We start from the raw sequence: 23,315 nt of genomic DNA, 5'->3' as shown, positions 1-23,315 counted from the left end.
CCTTGCAGGTTCCGCATACGTTTGCGGATGGCAAAATCTAATACAGTAATAATTGTACTATTTAAAGTGTGCAAGGTTGAAAAAAATGTCCCCAGCATGCGTCTGTAGCTGCAGTGGGTAGTTGCTTACTTCACGTTAAGAGTATCCTTTGTTATGTTGTAAATGCTTGTATGTAAATATTTTGCATTATTATTTATAGGGTGTTTTGAGAGGTGATAACACACTCATTTTTGACCTGAATATTGAATCAGGAATGATAAATTCTTTTGAATAGTAGCATAGAATATAAAAGATTATATATCTTCACCCCCAAATAACAACCTATCATAAACATGAAGAACTATTTACGATGTATTTTGTGGGGGCTTTGCATGCTCCTGCTACATGCAGAGGGTTTTGCGCAAGGCAGAACTGTAAGTGGAACAGTTACTTCCGCGGAAGATAAGATTGAGCTCCCGGGTGTATCTGTTGCAGTAAAAGGTAAAACGCGCGGTACTACTACAGATGCCGCCGGTCGTTACTCTATCTCAGATGTGGAGGCGACAGATGTATTGGTGTTCTCCTTTATCGGTATGAAGCCTGAGGAACGGCTTATTGGTGAAGCGAACACTATCAACGTGGCCCTAAACACTGACGCCAAAGCGCTTGAAGAGGTTGTCGTGGTGGGCTATGGTACGCAGACCAAGGCAAACCTGACAGGTGCTGTATCTACTGTTGATACAAAAGTACTTGAGTCAAGACCAGTAACCGACGTGGCCCGTGGCCTCCAGGGTACTACCCCAGGTCTTACTATTACTACGTCAAGTGGCGCGATTGGTCAAAATCCGGATATTACTTTAAGAGGTATGTCCGGTACGCTTAGAAACCCAGGAGCTAAACCACTGATCCTGGTAGACAACGTGGAGATTCCAAGCTTGCAGATGGTTAACCCGGAGGATATTGAGTCAATCTCTGTATTGAAGGATGCTGCCTCTTCTTCCATTTATGGTGCCAGAGGTGCCTGGGGTGTAATCCTGATTACAACAAAGACAGGTAAAAGGAACTCTGATACCAAAATTACTTACTCTAACAACTTCTCCTGGTCTACACCAACTACAACACCGGAGATTGCTGGGGCAGCCGATGGAGCCGAAGTGGCCCTGCAGGCTCTGAGAAGAAAGAACCCTAACACAAACGTGTTTGGCATCGTGGGTATGTACATTGATGAAACCTCTATCGAGAAAATGCGGGAGTGGGAGCGTCTGTACGGTGGCCAGAACCTTGGCAACGAAATGGTGATGGGCCGTGACTTTGAAATCAGAGACGGACGCCTTTTCTTCTATCGTTCTTGGGACCCGGGAGAAATGTTCATGAAAGACTGGACACCTCAGCAGAAGCACGATATCTCCGTTTCAGGCGGTAGCGAAAAAACCAACTACTACATGGGTTTTGGCTACTTAGGCCAGGAGGGTGTGCTTAAGGTAAATCCGGATAACTATGACAGATACAACCTGAACTTAGGGGTTAACACCTCCGTTACGGATTGGTTCGATGCCCGCGCCAAGGTATTGTACTCCAAGTCAGACTTCACTCGTCCTTTCTACTTCTCCAGCGAAACCTATGACCCTTGGTACTACCTGTACAGATGGCCATCTGTTTACCCGTACGGCACTTACGAGGGGCATCCATTCCGAAGTGCTATCACAGAGGTGCAACAGGCCAAGATGAACAACCAGACCGCTGCGATGACAAGAATCAATATCGGTGGTACACTGAAGCCGCTTCCAGGGCTGACAGTTGATGCTGACTATACTTACACCAGCAACAACGACCACGAGCATCAGACTGGTGGCGTACTTTCTGCCTATAACTTTTGGGCCACTGGTGCAGATTTGAAGTACGAGCCTTACAGCAGCGCGGCGTATAACCGCGTGCAGTACAACTCTGACTGGAGCAACAGAAACGTAGGTAAAGTATTTGCCACTTACGTGAAAGATATTGGCCGTCATTCATTAAAAGCAATGGCTGGTGGTGACGCGGAGCACTATGAGTATTGGTTCCAGATGTCTCAGAAGCGTAACCTGATGGACCCTAACATGGGCGAAATTGACCTTGCTACTGGTGAACAGTTTGTGGACGGCGCCCGCGACGAGTGGTCTAACATTGGTACATTCGGTCGTATTAACTACTCGTTTGACGATAAGTACCTTATCGAGTTGAACGGCAGATACGATGGGTCTTCCCGTCTGTCCCCAACTAAGAAGTGGGCTTTCTTCCCATCAATGTCTCTTGGTTACGTGATTACTAAGGAGCCATTTATGGCTTTCACAGACCCAGTTATGAGCTTCCTGAAACTGAGAGCTTCCTATGGTGAAATCGGTAACCCGAACTCCAGACTTGGTGACATCTATCGTTTGATGAGTTCCTCCACATCAGGATGGTTGATCAACGGCGTGAACGTGATGACAGCAGGTACACCAGGTGCTTTCCCGGCAGGCTTAACATGGGAATCTGTTAACACGCTTGACTTTGGTTTGGATGCCAGATTCCTCAAGGATAAAATTGGCCTTACCTTCGACTGGTATAGAAGAACTACCAAGGATATGCACAGCGAAGGTCTGGTTCAGCCGGCTACTTTCGGTACTACACCTACCATCCGTAACAGCGGAGAACTGCAGACAACAGGTTGGGAACTTGCCCTTGATTTTGAGCATACCTTCAGCAATGGCTTTAACATAAACGCCACAGCTACACTGGCAGACTTCCAGGAGAAAATTACAGCGTATGCTGACAACAAAGGAATCAACTCTAACCGCCCGGGCCGTGTGCTAGGTGAGATTTGGGGATATGAGACCGATCGTTACTTCACAAACGACGACTTTGTGCAGGATGCCAGCGGAAATCTTATCGTGGATGCTAATGGCCATTACGTGATGAAGGAGGGTATTCCTAGCCAATCGTTCTTTGAAAGCGGCTGGTTCTTCTATGGTCCAGGCGACGTGAAATACAAAGACCTGAACGGTGACGGCAAGATAGACCGAGGTGCGCAGACAATCGATGACCATGGTGACATGAAAGTTATCGGTAACTCTACCCCTCGTTATCAGTATGGCCTTCGTTTAGGTGCTGACTATAAAGGTTTTGACCTGAGTATGTTCTTCCAGGGTGTTGGCAAGCGCGATTTCTGGGCAAATGGTCCCCTGTTCATTCCAGGCTACAGAGCTGGGGAAGCTTGGTACACGCACCAGCTTGACTACTGGACTCCGCAGAACCCGAATGCGTTTTATCCAAGACCAACAGATCAGGAAGGCTCTGCAACGGCTAACAACTCCAGAAACTTCCTGCCGCAGACCAAGTACCTGCTTGATCTTTCTTACATGAGAATGAAGAACATCACGTTTGGTTATACACTGCCAAGCACGCTGACCAGCAAAGTTAAGATCGACCGCCTGCGCGTGTATTTCAGCGGTGAGAACCTGTTTGAGTTTGACAACCTGGATATTCCGATTGACCCAGAGGTAAACTATACTACTGCCGGTCTGAACGATTCCAACACATTTGGTAGAGTTTACCCTTATCGCAGAACCCTATCATTTGGTCTTCAAGCTACATTCTAATTTAAAAGCGGTATTAACATGAAAATAAGATTTATAGCAGCTATACTTCTCTCCTCATCCTTGCTGATGAGTTGTGAGAAAGAATTTCTTGAAACACCACCGGTTGATAAGTTGACCGACGATACTTATTGGACAACCGAGGAGAACGTTAGAACCTTTTCTTACGGCTTCTATACGGCCTACTTTACAGGCTATGGTTCAGGCTATACCTGGGGTAAGTACTTTTCAGGTCAGTCCCTTAACGATGATTTCGCCCCATCTAACCCAACGCAGTTTACCAGAAACGTGCCTTCATCAGGTGGTGGCTGGACTTTTTCCTGGGTAAGAAAAGCCAACATCTTCATCGACAGAGTACAGAAGGTGCCGATGGATGACGCGGCCAAAATTCACTGGACCGGCGTAGGTCGGTTCTTCCGTGGGTTAGAATACCATGATCTGGTAAACCGTTTCGGGGATGTGCCTTGGTTTGAGCGCGAATTGACTGAGGCTGACGTGGCAGAGCTTTACAAGCCACGCGACTCACGCACGCTGGTAATGGACAAGGTGTTGGCTGACTTCAAATTTGCCGCTGAGAATGTTAGGGAGACAGACGGTGTGAAAGGCCTGACTGTTAACAAAGACGTAGTTCTGGCTTACATGTCCCGAGTGTTCCTGTTCGAGGGTACCTGGCAGAAGTACCATAACAACAACAACGAGAAAGCTGCTGAGTATCTGGCTGCTTCTAAGTGGGCAGCAGAGCAGATCATCAACTCTGGCAAATATAGCCTCGGAAACTACAGGAGTGTATTTAACTCTTTAAACCTGGCTGGCAACCCCGAGGTTATCATGTACAGACAGTATGAGCCAGGCATCCTGACCCATGCGTTGAACAGCTATAACAACAAGGAGCCGCAAACTGGTCCTTCTAAGGACGCCATTGACGCTTATCTGGCAGCAGATGGCCTTCCTATTTCGCTATCTGAGCAGTATAAGGGAGATCGTGGCATTGCGAACGTGATGGCAAACCGTGACCCGCGTATCAAGGAAACATTTGTTTCTACTGAACTGCGCCTGAACGGTGTGGCTAATAACTACTCCTCTTCTGGTTATGCTACACACAAATTCCTGAACGAGAGTATCATGAATGCTCCGGAAGGAAGTTCTAACTTGAACCCGACAGATGCGCCGGTCATTCGCTATGGTGAGGTGTTGATGAACTATGCTGAAGCTGCCGCTGAGTTAGCAACTGTAGGAGGTCCGGCCTTCACACAAGCCGATCTGGATATGTCTATTAACGTGTTGCGCTCAAGACCAGGTATAAAGATGCCGCACTTGCAGGTGATGGGCTCTGAGGCTGCGGTAAATGATCAGGTTTACACCGATCCGGAAAAAGATCCGTCTGTACCTTCCATTATTTGGGAGATTCGCCGTGAGAGACGCGTTGAGTTGATGATGGAAGGCTTTAGACTGGATGACCTGAGAAGATGGAAGAAGCTTGAGTACGTGGACACACAGGCAAATCCGGAAATTAACAGAGGGGCCTGGATCAGAAAAGCTGACTATAAGGACTTGAAAGATGACGTAGTGTTGACAGAGGGCACAGAAGGGTACATCATCCCTGCTTCTGCTGCTGCCTCACAGCGTCTGTTCACCGAACCTAAAGTATACTTGGATCCGCTTCCACTGGATCAAATTAAACTTTACCAGGATAACGGTGCCACATTAAGCCAGAACCCTGGTTGGTAACCCTTAATAACTGATTAACCTTTAAAGCCCCCGGCATTTTATGTCGGAGGCTTTTTTATTGGCTGCCCATGTAGTAAAGCTCTTAAGTTATCATACATGAAGAGGTCGCAATACTGTAATTATACTAACATTGTTTTAGTAATGGTATTAAAGAGAAGTAATAGCTTACAAGTATAGCAGATGACACTTACCAGGATATAGGACTAAAAAGTGGGTCTCCATGTCGAGCCCGCTTTTTAGTTTTATAGTTCTGTTACCTAATTCTCTACAACAGCTTCTTGCCCTTCACCTTCACCCGTGCCGTAGGTGCGCTCTCATTCTGGATCTGGTCCAGTGCCGTTACAACGTAAGTATAGCGCTTGCCTGGTTGCACGTTCCGGTCGAGGTAGTGCAGCGTGTCTTTGTATACTTTGGCTACGATGTTTTCGGGGTTATCAAAGTTAGGTTGCTGGTTTTTCGGGAAACGGTATACCACGTAGTAGCGAGCGGTTTCGCCGTCGGAGGCAGGCTTGGAAGGGCTCCAGTTGAGGTAAACACCTGCATGCGTGCTTTTAGCCTCCAAAGCCTCCGGGGCCAGCGGGGCAATAGCGTCTATCCAGGCCATGGTGGGTACCAGTGCGGGCAGTCGGTAAAAGTCCTGGCGCAGGCTGTCCTGCACCCCGTTCGGGTTGCTCATTACCGATCTGGAGCTGAAGAACACGCTGCCATGCACATCGGGCGTACTACGGTTCAGGCGAAGCTGGCGTCCATTCTCTAAGGGATCAGACCATTCCTTAAACCTGCGGTCGCTGTTGACTTTATAGGTGCCCTGGCCAATGTAGAGGTGCTTGCCAAAGTTGTTCTTGCTCCACCAGTCCAGCAGCTTGGCGTAGTCAGCTACATCATAGCCGATATGGAAGTATAGCTGCGGCACGTTGTAGTCTATCCAGCCTTTTTCGAGCCAGCCGCGGATGTCGGCGTACAGGTGGTCGTAGTTCGTGAGTCCGCCTTTGGTGTCGGAGCCGCGCGGGTCCTCCGCAGTTTTGTTACGCCAGATGGAAAAAGGGCTGATGCCAAATTTTACCCTTGGGTTAACAGCTTTTATACTATCAGAGAGAGACTTGATAACTTCATCCACGTTATAGCGGCGCCAGTCGTCTTTGCTGGCAAAGTCTGCCCCATACTTTTCGAAGTCCTCATCATCCGGAAAAGGCTCGGCCGTAGGGTAGGGGTAGAAGTAGTCGTCAAAGTGAATGGCGTCAACCTCATAGTTGCGCACCACATCCATGATAATGCCGGTGATGTACTCCCGCACCTCCGGGAGGCCCGGTTTAAAGTATAACTTGCCGCCATACTGTATAAACCACTCCGGCTTGGTTTGGGTGATGTGGTTGGGGTTGAGGTTAGCGATGACGGTGTCGTGGGAGGCGCGGTAGGGGTTAAACCAGGCATGGAACTCCATGCCGCGCTTGTGGGCCTCTGCAATCTGAAAAGCGAGCGGGTCGTAGGGCGGGTTGGGCGCTTTGCCCTGCGTGCCGGTAAGCCAGTGCGACCACAGTTCCTTGTCGCTGCGGTAGAATGCGTCCGTGGTGGGACGCACCTGTACTACTACCGCATTCATGCCATTCTTCTGGTGCTCGTCCAAAATGTATTTAAACTCCTCCTTCTGAATAACCGAGGAAAGGCCCGGCTGGCTTGGCCAGTCAATGTTGGCCACCGTGGCAATCCAGACGGCCCGAAACTCGCGCTTTGGTGGGGTGGACTGGGAAAAAGCCTCCAATGCCGGAAAGCTTAGCAAAAGGAAGCAAAGTATAAAAAGTTTCTTCATGGGTAATGGTTAAAGATAGGATGGTTATAAGGAAGTTATCAGTTGGTTTCTTTGTGATGGCTCACCGTGTAAAAGAAATCTCTGAAGTATAGGAGTGGTGCATCAGTGTTTAATTGTCAATATATAATGGATATTGTATATTAGCAATGCTAAATTGCTATCACTGAGTGCGGAGCAAAGTATAAAGCCTGTGCCTCACCTCCCGGTTAACCTATGAAATACCTCCTCCTGATCCCCTTTATACTTGTGCTGCTTCTGGGCTGTCAGCGGCCCGCCTCGCAACAAGTAGTGCCTGGCGATATCGCTTTTCTTTCGCGCGAGGCTTGGGGGGCTAACGCACCAGTATTGCCCATGCGCAGCCATACCCTCAACCGCCTAACCATCCACCACACGGCCACCAAGCAGCTGCCCGACCGAACCCTGACCGATAAGATGCGGGCCCTGCAGAAGTTCTCGCAGGAGGAAAGCCTGTTGTGGGACGGCAGAACCAAGCCGCAGTGGGCGGATATTCCATACCATTTATACATCGATTGCCACGGCCAGGTAGCGGAAGGAAGAGACCTTGGCTATGCCGGAGACTCCAACACAGCCTACGACCCGGCCGGCCACCTGCTGGTAGTGGTGGAGGGAAACTTTGAGGAGGAGCCCATCACCCCGGAGCAGATGAAGACGCTCAACAGGCTGGTGCCTGCCCTGGCCCAGCGCTACAACATACCAGCCGACAGCCTGGGCGGCCATATGGACTTTGCACAGACCCAGTGCCCGGGCAAAGGGCTCTATGCCATGCTACCGCATTTCAGGGAATTGGTGGCACAGAATAGGTAACGCTTTATCTTACGATTTATACTTTAAAAACTGAGCGAAAATCTCTGCATGATGATACAAAAGAAAACACTTAAAGCGCTGGCGCTGGCGGCACTTATTTCGGCGTCTGGTGGCCTGGGCCTGATGGGCTGCGCACAGACAAAGTATAAAGGCACTGACGAGGCTGCTTCACAACAGGCGAGCGCTTGGGTGCGCATCAACCAACTGGGATACACGCCTACAAGTATAAAGGTAGCGGTATGGGTGAGCAAAGGGCAGGAAAAGCTGCGCCGGTTTGAGCTGGTAGACGCTTCTACGGACAAAGTGGTGTTCAAAGGCGAGGCAGGGGAGGCATTTGGATCCTATGGTCCTTTCACGGAGTCGTATCGTCTTAACTTCACGTCTTTTACAGCGCCAGGTACTTACTATATAAAAGCCGGGGGCGCAACATCGCCGGTTTTCAGGGTAGCGGCTGATGTGTATGAAGGAACCGCCGACTTCACGCTTCGCTACATGCGCCAGCAACGCAGCGGCTTTAATCCATACTTGAAGGACTCCTGCCACGTGCACGACGGCTATACCATGTATGGGCCAATGCCGGATAGTACCTTAATTGACGTGTCGGGTGGCTGGCATGATGCTTCCGATTACCTGCAATATTCGACTACCTCAGCCAACGCGACTTACCACCTGCTGGCTGCTTACCGCGATTTCCCGGAGGTATTCGGTGACGATCACCAGGACAACGGGCTGGAGGGAAGCAACGGTGTGGCCGACGTGCTGGATGAGGCGAAGTGGGGCTTGACCTGGCTCACCAAAATGCACCCGCAGGAGGATTGGCTTTTTAACCAACTGGCTGACGACCGCGACCACCAGGGGCTGCGGCTGCCGACCAAAGACGATGTAGATTATGGTATGGGGCCTGGAAAAGCGCGGCCCGTATACTTTGTGACCGGCGAGCCGCAAGGGTTGGGCAAGTATAAAAACCGGGCGACAGGCGCAGCCTCCACGGCGGGTAAATTTGCCAGCGCCTTCGCCTTGGGAGCCCAGATCTACAGCGGCAAGGATGATGCTCTGGCAGCGTTATACAGCAAAAAAGCCCAGTCGGCTTACAAGCTTGGGCTAGCGAAACCAGGTGTAGCCCAAACCGCGCCAAACCGGGCGCCCTATTTTTACGAGGAGGACAACTGGGTAGACGACATGCAGTTGGGTGCGGCCGCCTTGCATCAGCTAACCGGCGACCAAACATACTTTACCCAAGCCTTTACTTACGGGCTACAAGAAAAGGTAACTCCCTGGATGGGCGCCGATACGGCACGGCATTACCAGTGGTACCCCTTCCACAACTTCGGGCACTATGAGCTAGCCAAAAAAGCCGACGACGCTAAAAAGGCAGAGCTGCTTGGTTTTTATAAGGAAGGCATCGAACGCGTTTATGCGAAAGCAAGGAAAAACGCCTTTTACCGCGGAGTTCCTTTTATCTGGTGCTCGAATAATCTGACCACCTCCTTCGCCATCCAGAGCTACCTGTACCGCACCCTGAGCGGGGATGAAACCTATGCTGAGCTGGAGCAGGCCAACATCGATTGGCTGTTTGGCGTGAACCCCTGGGGAACCAGTATGGTGTTTGGGTTGCCTGATCATGGCGACACGCCGGAAGACCCGCACTCTGCACTCACCTTCCTGCACCAGATGCCACTAGATGGAGGATTAGTGGATGGCCCGGTTTATGGCAGCATTTATAAAAACCTGATCGGTATTAAGCTGGAGCAACCGGATGAGTATGCCGAATTCCAGTCGGACCTGGTGGTATACCACGATGATTTCGGCGATTACTCCACCAACGAGCCTACCATGGACGGAACTGCCTCGCTCATTTACCTGCTCGCGGCTAAAGAGCACAGCGCACGGGAGGGGGCGCAGGCAAAAAAGTAATCCGGGATGCGCACGGGGCCATCATCCGGGGCGATACCACTGTCAAAAGTTTAGCGCTGGTTTTTACCGGCGATGAGTATGCGGATGGCGGGGAGGTAATTGCATCGACGCTGAGGGAGCATCGGGTGAAGGCCTCGTTCTTCCTGACCGGGCGCTTTTACCGGAATCCGGCTTTTAAACCCTTGCTCCAGGAGCTTGTCAAAGAGCAGCATTACCTGGGCGCCCACTCCGACGAGCATCTGCTCTACTGCGACTGGACCAAACGCGATAGCCTGCTTGTGACGCAGGAGCAGTTTCGCCAGGATTTGCTCAAGAATTACGAGCGCATGGCTGCCTTTGGGGTGCGGAAATCGGATGCGCCTTACTTTCTGCCACCCTATGAGTGGTACAACCAAAGTGTAACCGAGTGGACGGCGCAGGAAGGGTTGCAACTGATAAACTTCAGTCCCGGCACCCGCTCCACCGCCGACTATACCTGGCCGGAAATGGGCAGCCGGTATGTTAGTTCCGAAAGGGTATACCACTCCATCCTGGAGCAGGAAGCCAATGACCCAAACAGGTTGAATGGGTTTATACTGCTGGTGCACATCGGCACAGACCCGCGTCGCACTGACAAGTTTTACCACCACCTGGATGCGCTGCTGACTGAGCTGAAGGGGAAAGGGTATAGTTTTGTGACCATCGATGCGCTGTTACAATAATGGATTTAAAATGTAAAGCCTTAACTCAAACAACTGAGTATACTTCACTTAACCTACAAACCCTATAATTTAATGACAAGATTGAAAAGTACCTGGCTGCTGGCCCTTCTGTTCCTAGTGCAAGTGGCCAGTGCCCAGTCCTTTAAATTTGCTTTCGTGTCAGATACCCACATCGGTGGTAATACGGCAGAGGAAGATCTGCGCCGCACGGTGGCGGATATTAACGCTAATGACTCCATCAGTTTCACTGTGCTGACAGGAGACATCACGGAGTTTGGCTCCGATCAGGAGCTGAAACTAGCCAAGCAGGTGCTGGATAACCTTCACAAGCCTTGGTACATCATTTCCGGAAACCACGACTCCAACTGGTCGGAGAGCGGCAGCAACAGCTTTCGGACTGTGTTCGGATCCGAGACCTTTTCTTTTACTCATAACGGCTATCTTTTCGTCGGTACTAGTTCCGGACCCAACATGCGCATGGGGCCGGGTCAGGTGCCAAGGGAAAACATTGTGTGGCTCGACTCGGTGCTCAACCACATGAAGGAGCCCGAGATGCCTGTGATCTACCTCAACCATTACCACCAGGATTCTTCGCTAAACAATTGGTATGAGGCAATTGACCTTCTGAAGCAGCGGAATGTGCAGCTGATGCTCCACGGCCACGGCCATGGCAACCGCCGGTTCACCTACGACGGCATCCCAACGGTGATGGGGCGCTCCAACCTGAGGGCCAAAGACGAGGTGGGCGGCTATAACATCGTTACTTTCAAAAATAATATAGCAAGCTTCCAGGTGCGAAAGCCAGGCGTGGAAACGCAGCAGACCTGGGTAGAGGTACCCCTGGTGAACCATCACTTTGACAAAGACACCACCCGCTACCACCGGCCCTCTTACGCGGTGAACAGCCGATATCCTCATGTAAAGGTGGTATGGGAGTATCAGGATGACAGTGATGTGGGCGCAGGCACTGCCACCTACAAAAACCACGTGTTTGCCACCAATACAAGCGGCGAGATCTACGCCCTGGATAAAGCGAGTGGGGAGAAACGTTGGGCCTTTCAAACAGGTGGCAAAATCTACTCCACCCCGGCCGCATCGAAAGGCTATGTGGTAGTGGGCTCTTCGGATAATAGCATCTATTGCTTGTCTGCTAAAGATGGTAAACTGATCTGGAAAACAGAAACACAGCGTCCGGTATTAGGTGCTCCACTGATAGATGGCAACACCGTGTACATAGGTGGCTCAGATGGCCACTTCAGGGCACTAAACCTGAAGAACGGGAAAATTATCTGGGACTTTGATCAGGTAAACGATTTTGTAGTAACCAAGCCGCTGCTCTATGAGGGAAAAGTATACTTTGGAAGCTGGGGAAATGAGTTCTATGCCTTGGATGCCAAATCAGGTGCGCTGGTGTGGAAATGGAGCAACAGATCTAATAACCGTATGTTCTCAGCTGCAGCCTGTTACCCTGTCGCTACAAATGGGCGTGTATTTATCGTAGCACCCGATCGGTTCATGACTTCCCTGAACGCAATGACGGGGGAGGTGATCTGGCGCAAGAAAATGGATAACATCCGCGTGCGGGAATCGATGGGCTTATCTGAGGACAAGTCCCTGGTGTACGTGAAAACAATGGATGGCGAGTTGCTTGGTGTATCGACGGCCGCAGACACGATGCAAATCAGCTGGGAATCGGCCCTGAAGTTGCCGTATGAACTTGCGCCATCTGCCATTGTAGAGCACGCAGGTGTGGTTTACGTGCCCAGCCACTCAGGTATGGCCAGCGCTATCGAGCGGAGGAGCGGCAAAGTGCTGTGGAAGTATAAAGTATCTAACGGCCTAATGAATCCTGCTATGCCACTGGGTAAAAGAAGAGTGGTGGTGAGTACCATGGATGGCAAGATTGCCTGTCTGGAGTATGAAGCGCAAAAAGCACTGTAAACAGCATTGTTAAGTAGGAATTTATACTTTCCTTAAACAAGAACAGCCGCTCCCAGAGCGGCTGTTCTTGTTTAAGGAAATCTGATAAGGTTAAGTATAGGGGCAGTTGTTAAAGTTTAATCAGTTAAAAGAATCTGAAGGTATCTTTACGTTTATACTTCAAAAGTCCTTTCTAAAACTTTTTTGTCCAAAATTTCTCAGTCGAGCTTTACCATTTATACTTTACCGTAACCGGCAGCGAAGGCTCGCTCTCGTTCTGCTGGCGGTCCAGGGCGGTTACCACGTAAACATACCTGCCGCTCTCCAAAGGCGTTTCGTCGATGAATACGGTGTTGGTGCCGAAGACCTTTGCCACGATGCTGGCCGGGTTGTTCAGGTCATTTATACTTGGCTGCCACTTGCGGTCCTCCCAGAAAGCACGTTTCCAGATAGGCGTTTCCCACATGTCGGCTTTCTCAAAGCGGTAAATCAGGTAGTAGCGCACATCCTGGTCGTGTTGCCAATGCAGGCGTACCCCATTATCTGTCTGGCGAGCTTTTAGCGAAAATGGTGGCTCCAGCTCCTCACTTTTCTTCCACTCCATCACAGGCGGCAGGGCAGGGTATCTATAATATGACGTGCGCAAAGAGTCCTGCAGGTTGTTCGGGTTGCTCATCACCGATTTGGAGCTGAAGAACACGCTGCCCGTAATGTTGGGGGTATGCCTGGTGAGCTGCAGCTGGCGCGGCATCTGGTTTGGGTCGTGCCAATCGGAGTAAGTAGGGTCGGAAGCAATTTTGTAGGCCCCCAGCCCTATGTACAGGTGGCGCTGGAAGGAGTTCTGCGACCACCACTCCACCAGCGTCTTAAAGTCGGCGGCAGGGTTGCCAATGTGCCAGTACAGCTGTGGCACCAGGTAATCAATCCAGCCCAGCTGCATCCACTTGCGGGTATCGGCATAGAGGGCCGTGTAGCTCGGGGCGCCCGCGCGGGTATCGGAGCCGTCCGGGCCGTCAGCCAGGTTCTTCCAAACGCCAGAAGGGCTGATGCCGAACTTTACCCAGGGCTTCACGGCGCTTATACTATCTGATACGGCTGCTATCAGCTCATCCACGTTGTAGCGGCGCCAGTCGTCCTTGTTCGTGAAAAGGCCCTTGTAGGCAGCGTATGTGTTGTCATCCGGGAACTTCAGCTTGCCCACCGGGTAAGGGTAGAAGTAGTCGTCGAAGTGCACTCCGTCTATATCGTAGCGGTTTACCACGTCCATCACAACGCTGGTAATGTACTGGCGCACCTCCGGAATGCCCGGGTTAAACAGCAGCTTGCCATCATACTGCACAAACCAGTCCGGCTTGCGCTTGGTGATGTGGTCCGGGGCTAGCTGTGCCTTGGCATCGAATGTAGCGCGGTAGGGGTTAAACCAAGCATGGAACTCCATGCCGCGCTTGTGGGCCTCGTCGAGCATGAACTGCAGCGGGTCGTAGGGCGGGTTCGTGGCCACCCCCTGCTTGCCGCTCAGAAACTCCGACCAAGGCTCCAGGTTGCTGCGGTAAAGGGCGTCTGCGGCGGGGCGAACTTGCACTATTACCGCATTCATCCCGTTTTTCTGGTGCTCGTCCAAAATGTACTTAAACTCTTGCTGCTGCACGGCAGGGGAAAGGCCTTTCTGCCCCGGCCAGTCGATGTTGGCCACGGTGGCAATCCAGACGGCGCGGAATTCACGCTTCAACGGCTGCTGTTGTGCCTGCGCCAATGTAGCAGAGGCTCCCACGAAAATTAGCAGGAAATACTTGAGTAAAAATTTACGCATTAGCAGTAAGGATTAAGATGGTATTATACTTTATTAAGTTGATGTTTTCTTAAAAGTAGTTTGTGGGTGCAAAACTGTACTTTATCGAAATATAGTAATAGGATGTTATTTAGGAAACAATCCGCCTCAAATTAACCGCATAATTTGTACTATAATTTAGAGGGGAGAGGAGGGTGTAAGAATCTGTGATAACATGGGCCACCTTTCTTATAAAAGGTTTAAATTTACCCTCTGACATGCTAATCACTAACCCTTAACAAACCTTGAAAAAGAGTTCCTATCTTTTGTTCACCCTTGTTGCCCTGCTGATGTTTGGGGCGATGGATGCGGATGCTCAGAGGAGCACCTCTAAGACACGCCGCAGTACAACCCAGAAAGCGATTGCCAAAACCTTTAATCCGGCCACTGATCCGCCTTTCCTGAACGCCAACCAGGCCTGGGTGGACTCTGTGTTTAACACCATGACACCGGAAGAGCGCATCGCCCAACTCATCATGATCCCCGTCTACTCTAACAAAGACCAGGCACACATGGACTCGGTGAGCAGGCTGGTAACAAAGTATAAAGTAGGCGGACTTATCTTCTTCCAGGGTGGCCCGGTGCGCCAGGCGCACATGACCAACCGCCTGCAAAGCGAAAGCAAGGTGCCCCTGATGGTAAGTATAGACGGGGAGTGGGGCCTGGCCATGCGCCTCGACAGCACGATCCGTTTCCCGTACCAGATGGCTTTGGGCGGCATCGAGGATGAGCAGCTCATCTACGAGATGGGAGCTGAGATTGCCCGCCAGTGCCGCCGCCTGGGCATACACGTGAACTTCGCGCCGGTGGTGGACGTGAACAACAACGCCAATAACCCGGTTATCGGTTTCCGATCTTTCGGCGAAGACAAGTATAACGTAAGCCGCAAGGCCATGGCCTACATGCGCGGCATGCAGGACGAGAAGGTGCTGGCCAACGCCAAGCACTTCCCCGGCCACGGCGACACCAACGTGGACTCACACTATGGCCTGCCGGTTATTCACTTTTCCAAACAGCGCCTCGACTCGCTGGAGCTTTACCCGTTCCGCCAGCTGATGAAAAACGGACTAGGCAGCCTGATGGTGGCCCACATGAACATCCCGGTGCTGGACAATACCGATAGCCTGGCCTCCACGCTCTCCAAGCCTATCGTAACCGACCTGCTGAAGAAGGAAATGGGTTACCAGGGACTGGTATTTACCGACGCCCTGAACATGGACGGCGTGGCCAAGTTTTACCCGCCAGGGATTGTGGACGTGAAGGCCCTTCTGGCCGGTAACGACATGCTCCTGAACACTATGGACGTAAAAACGACCATCCAGGAAATTAAGAAAGCGATTGCCAACGGAGAGATTACGCAGGAAGAGGTAGATGCCCGCGCCCGTAAGGTGCTGGCCGCCAAGCAGTGGCTGGGGCTCGACAAGTATAAGCCGGTGGAAATCGAGAACCTGGTGGAGGATCTGAACAACCCGCATGGCAAGTACCTGAACCAGCAGTTGGTACAGGCCTCACTCACGCTGCTGCGCAACAAAAACAACATCCTGCCTATCCAGAACATCGATACCCTGAAAGTGGCGGCGATTGCCATTGGCACAAAGCAGGAAACGGACTTTCAGAAAGGTCTGTCCCGTTATACCAAGGTTGATACTTTTTACCTGCAGCCTACCGCCTCTTTAGCAGAACTGATGGCCCTGAAAGAGAAACTGCAGGAGTATAACCTGGTTATTGCCGGACTGCATAAGCTTAACCTGAAGGCTGGCAGCAGCAACTTCGGTATCTCTGCCGAAATGAACCTGTTCCTCAAAGACCTTATCCGCTCCAAGCCAACCATAGTGGGCATATTTGGAAACGTGTACAGCTTAGCAGAACTGGAGAGCCTGGACAAGGCACATGCTGTGATCGCCGCTTATCAGGAAACGCCGGAAACGCAGGACCTGACCGCGCAGATGGTTTTTGGTGGTATTGGTGCCAAAGGCAAACTGCCGGTAACCATTAACAATACCTTTAAGCTTAACGATGGCCTGAGAACAGAGGGCGGCCTGCGCTTTGCCTATACGATGCCTGAGGCAGTTGGCCTGAAATCAGCTGACCTGAAGGGAATCGACTCGCTGGTGGCGCAGGCAATTGCCGAGAAGGCGACGCCTGGAGCACAAGTACTCGTTGCCAAAGATGGAAAGGTGATTTACCACAAGGCCTTCGGCCACCATACTTATGACAACGAGCGTCCGGTGCAGGTAACCGACCTCTACGACCTGGCCTCTGTAACCAAAATCAGCACGGCGCTGGCAGCCTTTATGAAGCTGAGTGGCGAGGGCCGTTTTGATGTGGACCGCACATTGGGCGAGTACCTGCCGATGATGGAAGGCACCAACAAGGAGAACCTCAAGTACCGTGACATCCTCACGCACCAGGCAGGCCTGAAATCGTGGATAGCGTTTTGGAGAGAGACGGTGAAGAAAAATGGCAAGTTTAAGTGGGGCACCTTCAAGGCCGATTCTTCCCGCCGTTTCCCGATAAAAGTGGCCGACAACCTGTACATCCACCGCAAGTATGCCGACAAGATTTACAAAGAAATCGCCAAGTCGCCGCTGAACGAGAAGCCGGGCTATGTCTACAGTGACCTCTCGTTTATTCTGGCACCGCTGGTGGTGGAGAACATCACCGGGGAAGATTTTGAAACGTACCTGAAAGAGAAAATCTACAGACCGATTGGCGCGACCACGCTGACGTTTAACCCTTACAAATACTACAGGCCGGAGCAGATTGTACCGACAGAGTATGAGCCGCACTTCCGTAAGCAGCTGCTGCATACGTATGTGCACGACGAGGGCGCAGCCATGCTGGGCGGCGTAAGCGGCCATGCCGGCTTGTTTGGCAATTCGAACGACGTGGCCAAACTGATGCAGCTATACTTGCAGGACGGTAAATTTGCCGGCCAGACCTACATTGGTGGCAACACTGTGAGCCAGTTCAGCAAGTGCCAGTTCTGCGACCAGGGCAACTACCGCGCCTTAGGCTTCGACCGTCCGGCCAAGCCGGGCCAGCAGAACAGCAACGCCGCTCCAAGCGCTCCGGTGGAGAGCTTCGGCCACTCGGGCTTTACCGGCACCTATGCCTGGGTAGACCCCGTGAACAACCTGGTGTACGTGTTCCTGTCGAACCGCGTGAACCCAACACGCGATAACCCGAAACTGAGCCAGCTGAACACCCGCACTAATGTGCTGCAGGTAGTGTACGATGCTATAGACAAAAGCAAATTAGCGCAGCGCACCAACCCGTAAACAGCTGCTTTATACTTTAACAAAAAGAGGCACCAGTAATGGTGCCTCTTTTTTTGTGGAATTTATACTTTGGAAGGCCAATAAAAAGTAGGTTAGTTCAAAAGGCCATCAGGTAGGCAATTGAGAATTCTATAATGTGTAATGGTCAATTATTGTTCTTCACCATTCTCTCCATTCATCTGCTATACCCTCGCCATCAGCAAACTCTTTAGGGTTAAGACCAGCAGCAACTGTAATTCGGTCTATCAGAGCACAAAGCTCTTCTCTTTCTCCTGTCTCTATTAAACCTGGTGCTTTATTATTCAGGTCATTTTAAGTAAGTATAGCCGTTTTAAAAAGCGTAGTCTTTTCATCATTAGGAGCATCCTCTCCAATAGCAATCAGCCCTTCTATTAAATCATCTAATACCTGCTTCGACTTCTCACAGTTCTCTTTTGTGTATTGCTTCAGCCCATGCCTGAAAGACTTTCTCCACCTTGAAAATGGGTAACTGCTTTTTGCTTCTGATAATCTTTCCTTATAGGTCATGCTTTCTGCTTTACCTATGGGCTTTGTAGCTGGTGCACTTGCTGCTATGCTAAAACACAAAAAAGCTGTTATGATTGCTATCATTGAGGTTTCCATTTCTTATATAAATTGCCGCTGAAATTTAGCATAATATGCGCTTCTGCGATTTTTAAATAGTGTTGTCAGAAGTTATTCCAATCCTTCTTTCAAAAGCATATAGCCAATTATTATGAACGCTATACCGCCTATATATCCTTTCAAATGCGTGATATAGCTAACAGATAAAGACGGTCTACGTGCCTTTTCATCTTTATAAGTTATATACAAAGTAAAGAAGCCTACTAAAAATGAAATTAAGGAATATACTATCTGCATCAGCGTTGATTTCTCCTTTGTAATTAAATTACAGGGGATTATGCCTTAAAATTAAACCTTGAAAGCTGATACATTTTACTTGTGAACCAACCTTTTCTACTTTAAAACTAGTTACAAATACGGCATAACTGTTATTCCGCGAAGCGTTCTAACAATAAGACTGGCTCAAGAATATGCGGCCCCAATACATAGTTCACATACATGATTCTGGAATAAAGTAAAAACTCACTTTTCCCAAACGTTCCGGCCCACATAGCCAGCCAAATTATCTAAAACTTTCACCCGCAAAATCAGTAAGTATAGCAATTAATAAATATAACCATTGTTTTATACTTGCCCATGATGCGACCTCTATTTATACTTTGCGCCCTGTTGTTGAGCGTACCAAGCGTATTTGCCCAAACCGTTACAGAGCCGGATACGGTGTGGCGGCGCTCTTTTGCGGCGGGCATCAACCTTAACCAGTCGGCCTTCAGCGACAACTGGAAAGCCGGCGGTATTAGTTCTATCGCCTTCAACACCAACCTCGATGCGCGGGCAGACTACAAGCGGGACAAGGTGAGCTGGGATAATGCCGTGCAACTGCAGTATGGCCTTATCAAAAACAAGGATGAGGAAGGACGCAAAAGTATAGACCGCATCTACCTCGACACCAAGTATGGCTACGCCTTTTCCTCCGACTGGAACACCTTCGTGTCGGCCAATTTTCTGTCGCAGTTTACCAAAGGGTATGAGTATGATGTAGACGAGGATGGCACCGACAGGCTCATTTCCAACTTCCTCTCGCCTGGCTTCCTGACCTTTGCGCTGGGTGCGGAGTATAAGCCTAACCCATACTTTTCGCTGAGGCTGAGCCCGTTTGCACCGCGATTTACTTTTCTGGCTGATGAGTCGGTGGGGGAGAACGAACGCTATGGCGTGCCTGAGGGCAAGCAGGTGCGCACTGAGTGGCTGGCTGCCATGGTGCAAGCCTCCTACACCCGCGACATTATGGCTAACCTGAATTTTAAGGCCAATTACCTTTCTTACATCAACTACAAGGAGCTGGAAGGGAAGAAGATTGACCACATGCTGAACGCCACGCTGGCGGCTAAGGTAAACCGCTACATCAACGTAAACCTGATGGCCAACTTTGTGTATGATTACGACCAGGACGCCGCCGTGCAATATAACCAGTCGCTCGGACTGGGCATACTTTATACGTTGCAGGGCTTCAGTGCCAGGTAAAGTATAACTGTAGGTACTCCAAGCCCTCGCTCGCCTCCGGCGAGTGTGCGGTATACTGAGGCCTCAGGCCGCCTTGGGTTATAGCTTTATAACCTAAGTTGTGATTAACCCACCCCAACCCCTCCCAGGAGGGGAATTCCTTCAAAGGCATTATAATTCCACTCTCGTGGACTAGCCAAAACGAGAGTTTTGAGCTAGCGAGCGTAGCTCTTAGGGGTGGGTTTACACCTTTACAATAATAATAAATCGCAACTTGAACTTTATACTTTCTGTGTAACGCAGCAAGACGCCAACTAATACCTAACACTCGTCAAAGCCGAGTGGCGCAAATGCTTTTATACTTTGCAGAGATGTAGCGCCAGGTAAAGTATAAACCACAACCTCCTAAAAAGCCTAAAGCCCGCTCAGAAACTGAGCGGGCTTTTTCGTAGCTCTAAAACCTTAATTTTTCCTATGTGTTTCCCTTGAGAGAGGGTGTGGTTTAGTAGTGAAAGCGTACGAATGCCTCCATGGCCTCATAATCGGCGAGGCCAAGTTTATGATATCTTTCTGCGGTTTCGCGGTTGCGTTCCTCAGCGCGTACCCAAAACTCGCGTGAGTCGTCGCCCGGGAATACCGGCGTGTCTTTCTGTGACTGGTGCTTGAAAATTGCCTGGCGCTTGCGGATAACCTCCTGTGGCGACAGCGGCACGGCCATCTCAATCTCGTAAGTCTCAAACTCGTGCCATGCGCCGCGGTACATCCACAGCCAGCAGTCGTTTACCCAGGTCTCACCCTTTTCTCTCAGGCGCTGCAGGGCATCTACAATGATTTTGAAGCAGACGATGTGCGTTCCGTGCGGGTCGGCGAAGTCGCCGGCGGCAAACACCTGGTGCGGTTTTACTTGCTGCAGCAGCTCCATAGTCAGCTCAATGTCTTTGTCAGAAACAGAGTTCTTCTTGTGCTTGCCTGTCTCATAGAAAGGCAGGGCCATAAAGTGGATGTGGTCGTCTTCCAGGCCAGCGTAGCGGGCACCTGCGATGGCCTCGCTCTTGCGGATGAAGCCCTTCACGTTCAGGATGTCCTGTGTGTCCACCTGGTTCGGGTGCTTCTCCTCAATAAAGCCGCGCATGTCGTCGTAGATCTTCTCCAGCTTAGCGGTGTCGTTGCCAATGCTTCTGTTAAAGTCAATAGCGAACTCCACATAACGCAGCACGTCATCGTCCCAAACAGCGGTGTTGCCGGAAGTCTGGTAAGCCACATGCACGTCGTGGCCTTGGTCTACTAGTCGGATGAAGGTACCACCCATGGAAATCACGTCATCGTCAGGGTGCGGAGAGAAGATGATAGCGCGCTTCTGCGCCGGCTCGGCACGCTCCGGACGCTGGGAGTCATCGGCCTTTGGCTTACCACCCGGCCAGCCGGTAATGGTATGCTGCATCTGGTTGAAGACGTCGATGTTGATGTTATAGGCAGGGCCAAACTCAGTGGCCAGCTGCGCCATGCCGTTGTTGTTATAGTCTTCTTCTGTCAGCTTCAGGATTGGCTTGCCCAGCTTCTCAGAAAGCCAGATAACTGCTTTCTTCTGCATCTGCTTGTCCCAAACGCAGTCTTTTACCAGCCACGGGGTGTTAAAGCGGGTCAGGTCGGAGGCAGCGGCCTCATCCAGCACAAACTCTACGCTGTTGGAAAGCTGCAGGTAGGTAGCAGGCACGTCGCTCGACATGTCGCCTTCCACAGCTTTCTTAATGATAGGAGCCTTCTTCTGGCTCCAGGCCATCAGGATGATCTCGCGGGCCTTGAAGATGGTGCCGATACCCATGGTGATGGCCTTGGTGGGCACGTTCTCCTTACCGCCAAAGTCGCGGGCAGCGTCACGGCGGGTCAGGTCGTCCAGCGTAACCAGGCGCGTACCGGAGTTTGGCGCAGAACCCGGCTCGTTAAAACCGATGTGGCCCGTACGACCGATACCCAGGATCTGGAAGTCCAGTCCGCCCACTTCTTCAATCTTGCGCTCGTAGCTCAGGCAGTAATCGTGTATCTCCTCTTTTGGCAGCGTGCCATCGGGAATATGCACGTTATCCCTGTCGATATCGATGTGGTTGAACAGGTGCTCGTTCATGAACGTAACGTAGCTCTGAGCGGCGTCAGGCTGCATCGGGTAGTACTCGTCCAGGTTAAAGGTGATCACGTTGCGGAAGCTCAGTCCTTCCTCGCGGTGCAACCTCACCAGCTCGGCATACACCCCCACTGGGGTAGCGCCGGTTGCCAGGCCCAGTATAGCGGCCTCGCCAACCTCCTGCTTGCTTCTGATGATGTCGGCGATGCGCTTTGCCACCTTTACAGAGGCAATGTGCTGATCGGGATATACAGTTACCGGAAGTTTCTCAAAACGAGTCTCTTCCAGCAGGTTTAGTCTTGGAGCGGATAGCTGCGGGTTATAGGCAGCTTTCTTTTTAAGTAGATGCATAGTGCGTGTATACTTTTACTTTGTTTTACCTCTTTTTAATTCGTTAGCGGGCCTGCTCCAGCTGTTTCTCCAGTATGTTCTCCAGCACCGTGGCTGTTGCGCCCATCATATTAGCCTGCGGCCCCAATGCCGACAGCGCGATGTTAGTAGACTCTCTGAGCTGCGCCATACAATACGTGTTAATCGATTGCTGGATTGGCGTGGTGATGAGCTGGCCTGCTTCGGCCATGTTGCCACCAAGTATAACCAGCTCAGGATTGAACAGCTGTATGAGTATGGCGATGCCTTTGCCCAAGTTAACGCCTGTTTCGGAAAGCAGGTTGATGGCAAACTGATCGCCCTGTTGGGCTGCCTGTATGATCTGTTTTGGCTCCAGTTGCTCCAGTTCCTCGGCAGAGAGCTTGCTCAGCAGCGACTTCTGGCCGGACTTTATACCTTCGCGGGCGGCACGCACCATCGCGATACCGGAGGCCAGGGTTTCGAGGCAGCCGCGTTTGCCGCAATGGCAAAGGATACCGTTCTCCACCAGCGGGATGTGCCCGAACTCGCCGGCAAAGCCAGCGGCTCCGCCGCGCAGGTTCCCGTCCATTATCACGCCGGTACCCACACCCCAATCGATAGAGATGACCAACACATCCTGCCTGCCTTTGGCCTGCCCGAAACGGAGTTCTGCCAGGGCGGCGCTTTTTACGTCGTTCTGTATAAATACCGGCTTGCCCAGCTTGCGGCTCAACACCTCCTGCAGCGATTCGTCCAATACGTCGGTGCGGAGGTATGTTCGGCTATCGCCTTCCTTGCTGGCTACCAGGCCAGGCATACTTAAGCCTATGCCTACCAGCTTTTGTTTGTCAATGCCGGATGTCTCGATTAAATCCTGTACCCAGCCGCAGAACGTATCCAGGCCAGTTAAGTCCTCGGGCAACGTATAGCTGTAGGATCGGATGGGGGTAATCTGGTTATTGTTGTTGTCCATGATCGCCATGCGTGTGCTAAAGCGGTTCATGTCGATGCTGAGGACAAAAAGGGAGTTGTTGCGGAGTCCGTAGAGGTCAGGTTTGCGGCCGCCCACTGATTTGCCAAGCCCTTGCTTCTCCACCAGTCCCTCTGCCATGAGTTCACCTAATAAACCCATGGAGGTAGGAGAGCTGATGTTGAAGCGA

At 51.0% G+C, this 23,315-nt stretch carries 13 protein-coding genes; 8 read left to right on the top strand and 5 right to left on the bottom strand.

Annotation, left to right across the window (positions count from 1 at the left end; genetic code table 11):
* Positions 1-332 precede the first annotated feature (332 nt).
* Together BM040_RS03590 and BM040_RS03585 are read left to right on the top strand one after the other, a co-directional pair.
* Positions 333-3,596, top strand: a complete 3,264-nt coding sequence (locus BM040_RS03590; RefSeq protein WP_092099081.1) for a SusC/RagA family TonB-linked outer membrane protein — start codon at positions 333-335, stop codon at positions 3,594-3,596.
* Between the two features lie 18 nt (positions 3,597-3,614).
* Positions 3,615-5,321 carry a RagB/SusD family nutrient uptake outer membrane protein gene (locus BM040_RS03585; protein ID WP_092099079.1) on the top strand — a complete coding sequence of 569 codons (1,707 nt, stop codon included), beginning with the start codon at positions 3,615-3,617 and terminating at the stop codon, positions 5,319-5,321.
* Positions 5,322-5,586: 265 nt separating this feature from the next.
* Here the strand turns inward: BM040_RS03585 and BM040_RS03580 are convergent, their stop codons facing one another.
* Entirely contained in the window at positions 5,587-7,128 is a 1,542-nt protein-coding gene (locus tag BM040_RS03580) for a glycoside hydrolase family 10-like protein (RefSeq protein ID WP_092099078.1), read from the bottom strand.
* 213 nt (positions 7,129-7,341) lie between these two features.
* On the opposite strand from BM040_RS03580, the gene BM040_RS03575 reads away from it, so the two are divergent.
* The 4 genes from BM040_RS03575 to BM040_RS03565 all read left to right on the top strand — a co-directional run bounded on the left by BM040_RS03575 (position 7,342) and on the right by BM040_RS03565 (position 12,509).
* Positions 7,342-7,953, top strand: coding sequence for a peptidoglycan recognition protein family protein (locus BM040_RS03575; RefSeq protein ID WP_175490964.1), 612 nt, complete (start codon positions 7,342-7,344; stop codon positions 7,951-7,953).
* Between the two features lie 48 nt (positions 7,954-8,001).
* A complete protein-coding gene (locus BM040_RS03570; RefSeq protein WP_245756084.1) occupies positions 8,002-9,867 on the top strand; it encodes a glycoside hydrolase family 9 protein in 1,866 nt (621 codons plus the stop codon).
* Entirely contained in the window at positions 9,867-10,568 is a 702-nt protein-coding gene (locus tag BM040_RS21970; RefSeq protein WP_175490980.1) for a polysaccharide deacetylase family protein, read from the top strand. The genes BM040_RS03570 and BM040_RS21970 overlap by 1 nt, the downstream gene beginning before the upstream one ends.
* Positions 10,569-10,640: 72 nt before the next feature.
* Positions 10,641-12,509, top strand: coding sequence for an outer membrane protein assembly factor BamB family protein (locus BM040_RS03565; protein WP_092099076.1), 1,869 nt, complete (start codon positions 10,641-10,643; stop codon positions 12,507-12,509).
* Positions 12,510-12,717: 208 nt separating this feature from the next.
* On the opposite strand, the gene BM040_RS03560 is transcribed toward BM040_RS03565, so the two are convergent.
* Positions 12,718-14,298: a glycoside hydrolase family 10-like protein gene (locus BM040_RS03560; protein ID WP_092099075.1), complete on the bottom strand. Its 1,581-nt coding sequence runs from the start codon at positions 14,296-14,298 to the stop codon at positions 12,718-12,720.
* A 461-nt stretch (positions 14,299-14,759) separates the two neighbouring features.
* Between BM040_RS03560 and BM040_RS03555 the strand changes: the two genes are divergently transcribed.
* The gene (locus BM040_RS03555) at positions 14,760-17,597 is read left to right on the top strand and encodes a serine hydrolase domain-containing protein (RefSeq protein WP_394333074.1); all 2,838 of its coding nucleotides are present in this window, start codon (positions 14,760-14,762) and stop codon (positions 17,595-17,597) included.
* Positions 17,598-17,909: 312 nt separating this feature from the next.
* Here the strand turns inward: BM040_RS03555 and BM040_RS03550 are convergent, their stop codons facing one another.
* A complete protein-coding gene (locus BM040_RS03550; protein WP_139217753.1) occupies positions 17,910-18,209 on the bottom strand; it encodes a hypothetical protein in 300 nt (99 codons plus the stop codon).
* 609 nt (positions 18,210-18,818) lie between these two features.
* On the opposite strand from BM040_RS03550, the gene BM040_RS03545 reads away from it, so the two are divergent.
* On the top strand, positions 18,819-19,706 hold the full coding sequence (locus BM040_RS03545; RefSeq protein WP_092099072.1) for a DUF3078 domain-containing protein: 888 nt from the start codon (positions 18,819-18,821) through the stop codon (positions 19,704-19,706).
* Positions 19,707-20,187: 481 nt separating this feature from the next.
* Here BM040_RS03545 and nagB read toward each other — a convergent pair whose 3' ends face one another.
* Positions 20,188-22,155, bottom strand: coding sequence for a glucosamine-6-phosphate deaminase (nagB, locus tag BM040_RS03535; protein ID WP_092099069.1), 1,968 nt, complete (start codon positions 22,153-22,155; stop codon positions 20,188-20,190).
* A 43-nt stretch (positions 22,156-22,198) separates the two neighbouring features.
* On the bottom strand, positions 22,199-23,266 hold the full coding sequence (locus BM040_RS03530; protein ID WP_245756083.1) for an ROK family protein: 1,068 nt from the start codon (positions 23,264-23,266) through the stop codon (positions 22,199-22,201).
* Positions 23,267-23,315: the final 49 nt, after the last annotated feature.

It is taken from the genome of Pontibacter chinhatensis, assembly GCF_900113285.1.
GTDB lineage: Bacteria > Bacteroidota > Bacteroidia > Cytophagales > Hymenobacteraceae > Pontibacter > Pontibacter chinhatensis.
Note: the sequence above shows the minus strand (reverse complement) of the source record. Positions and strands in the feature narration are given on the sequence as shown.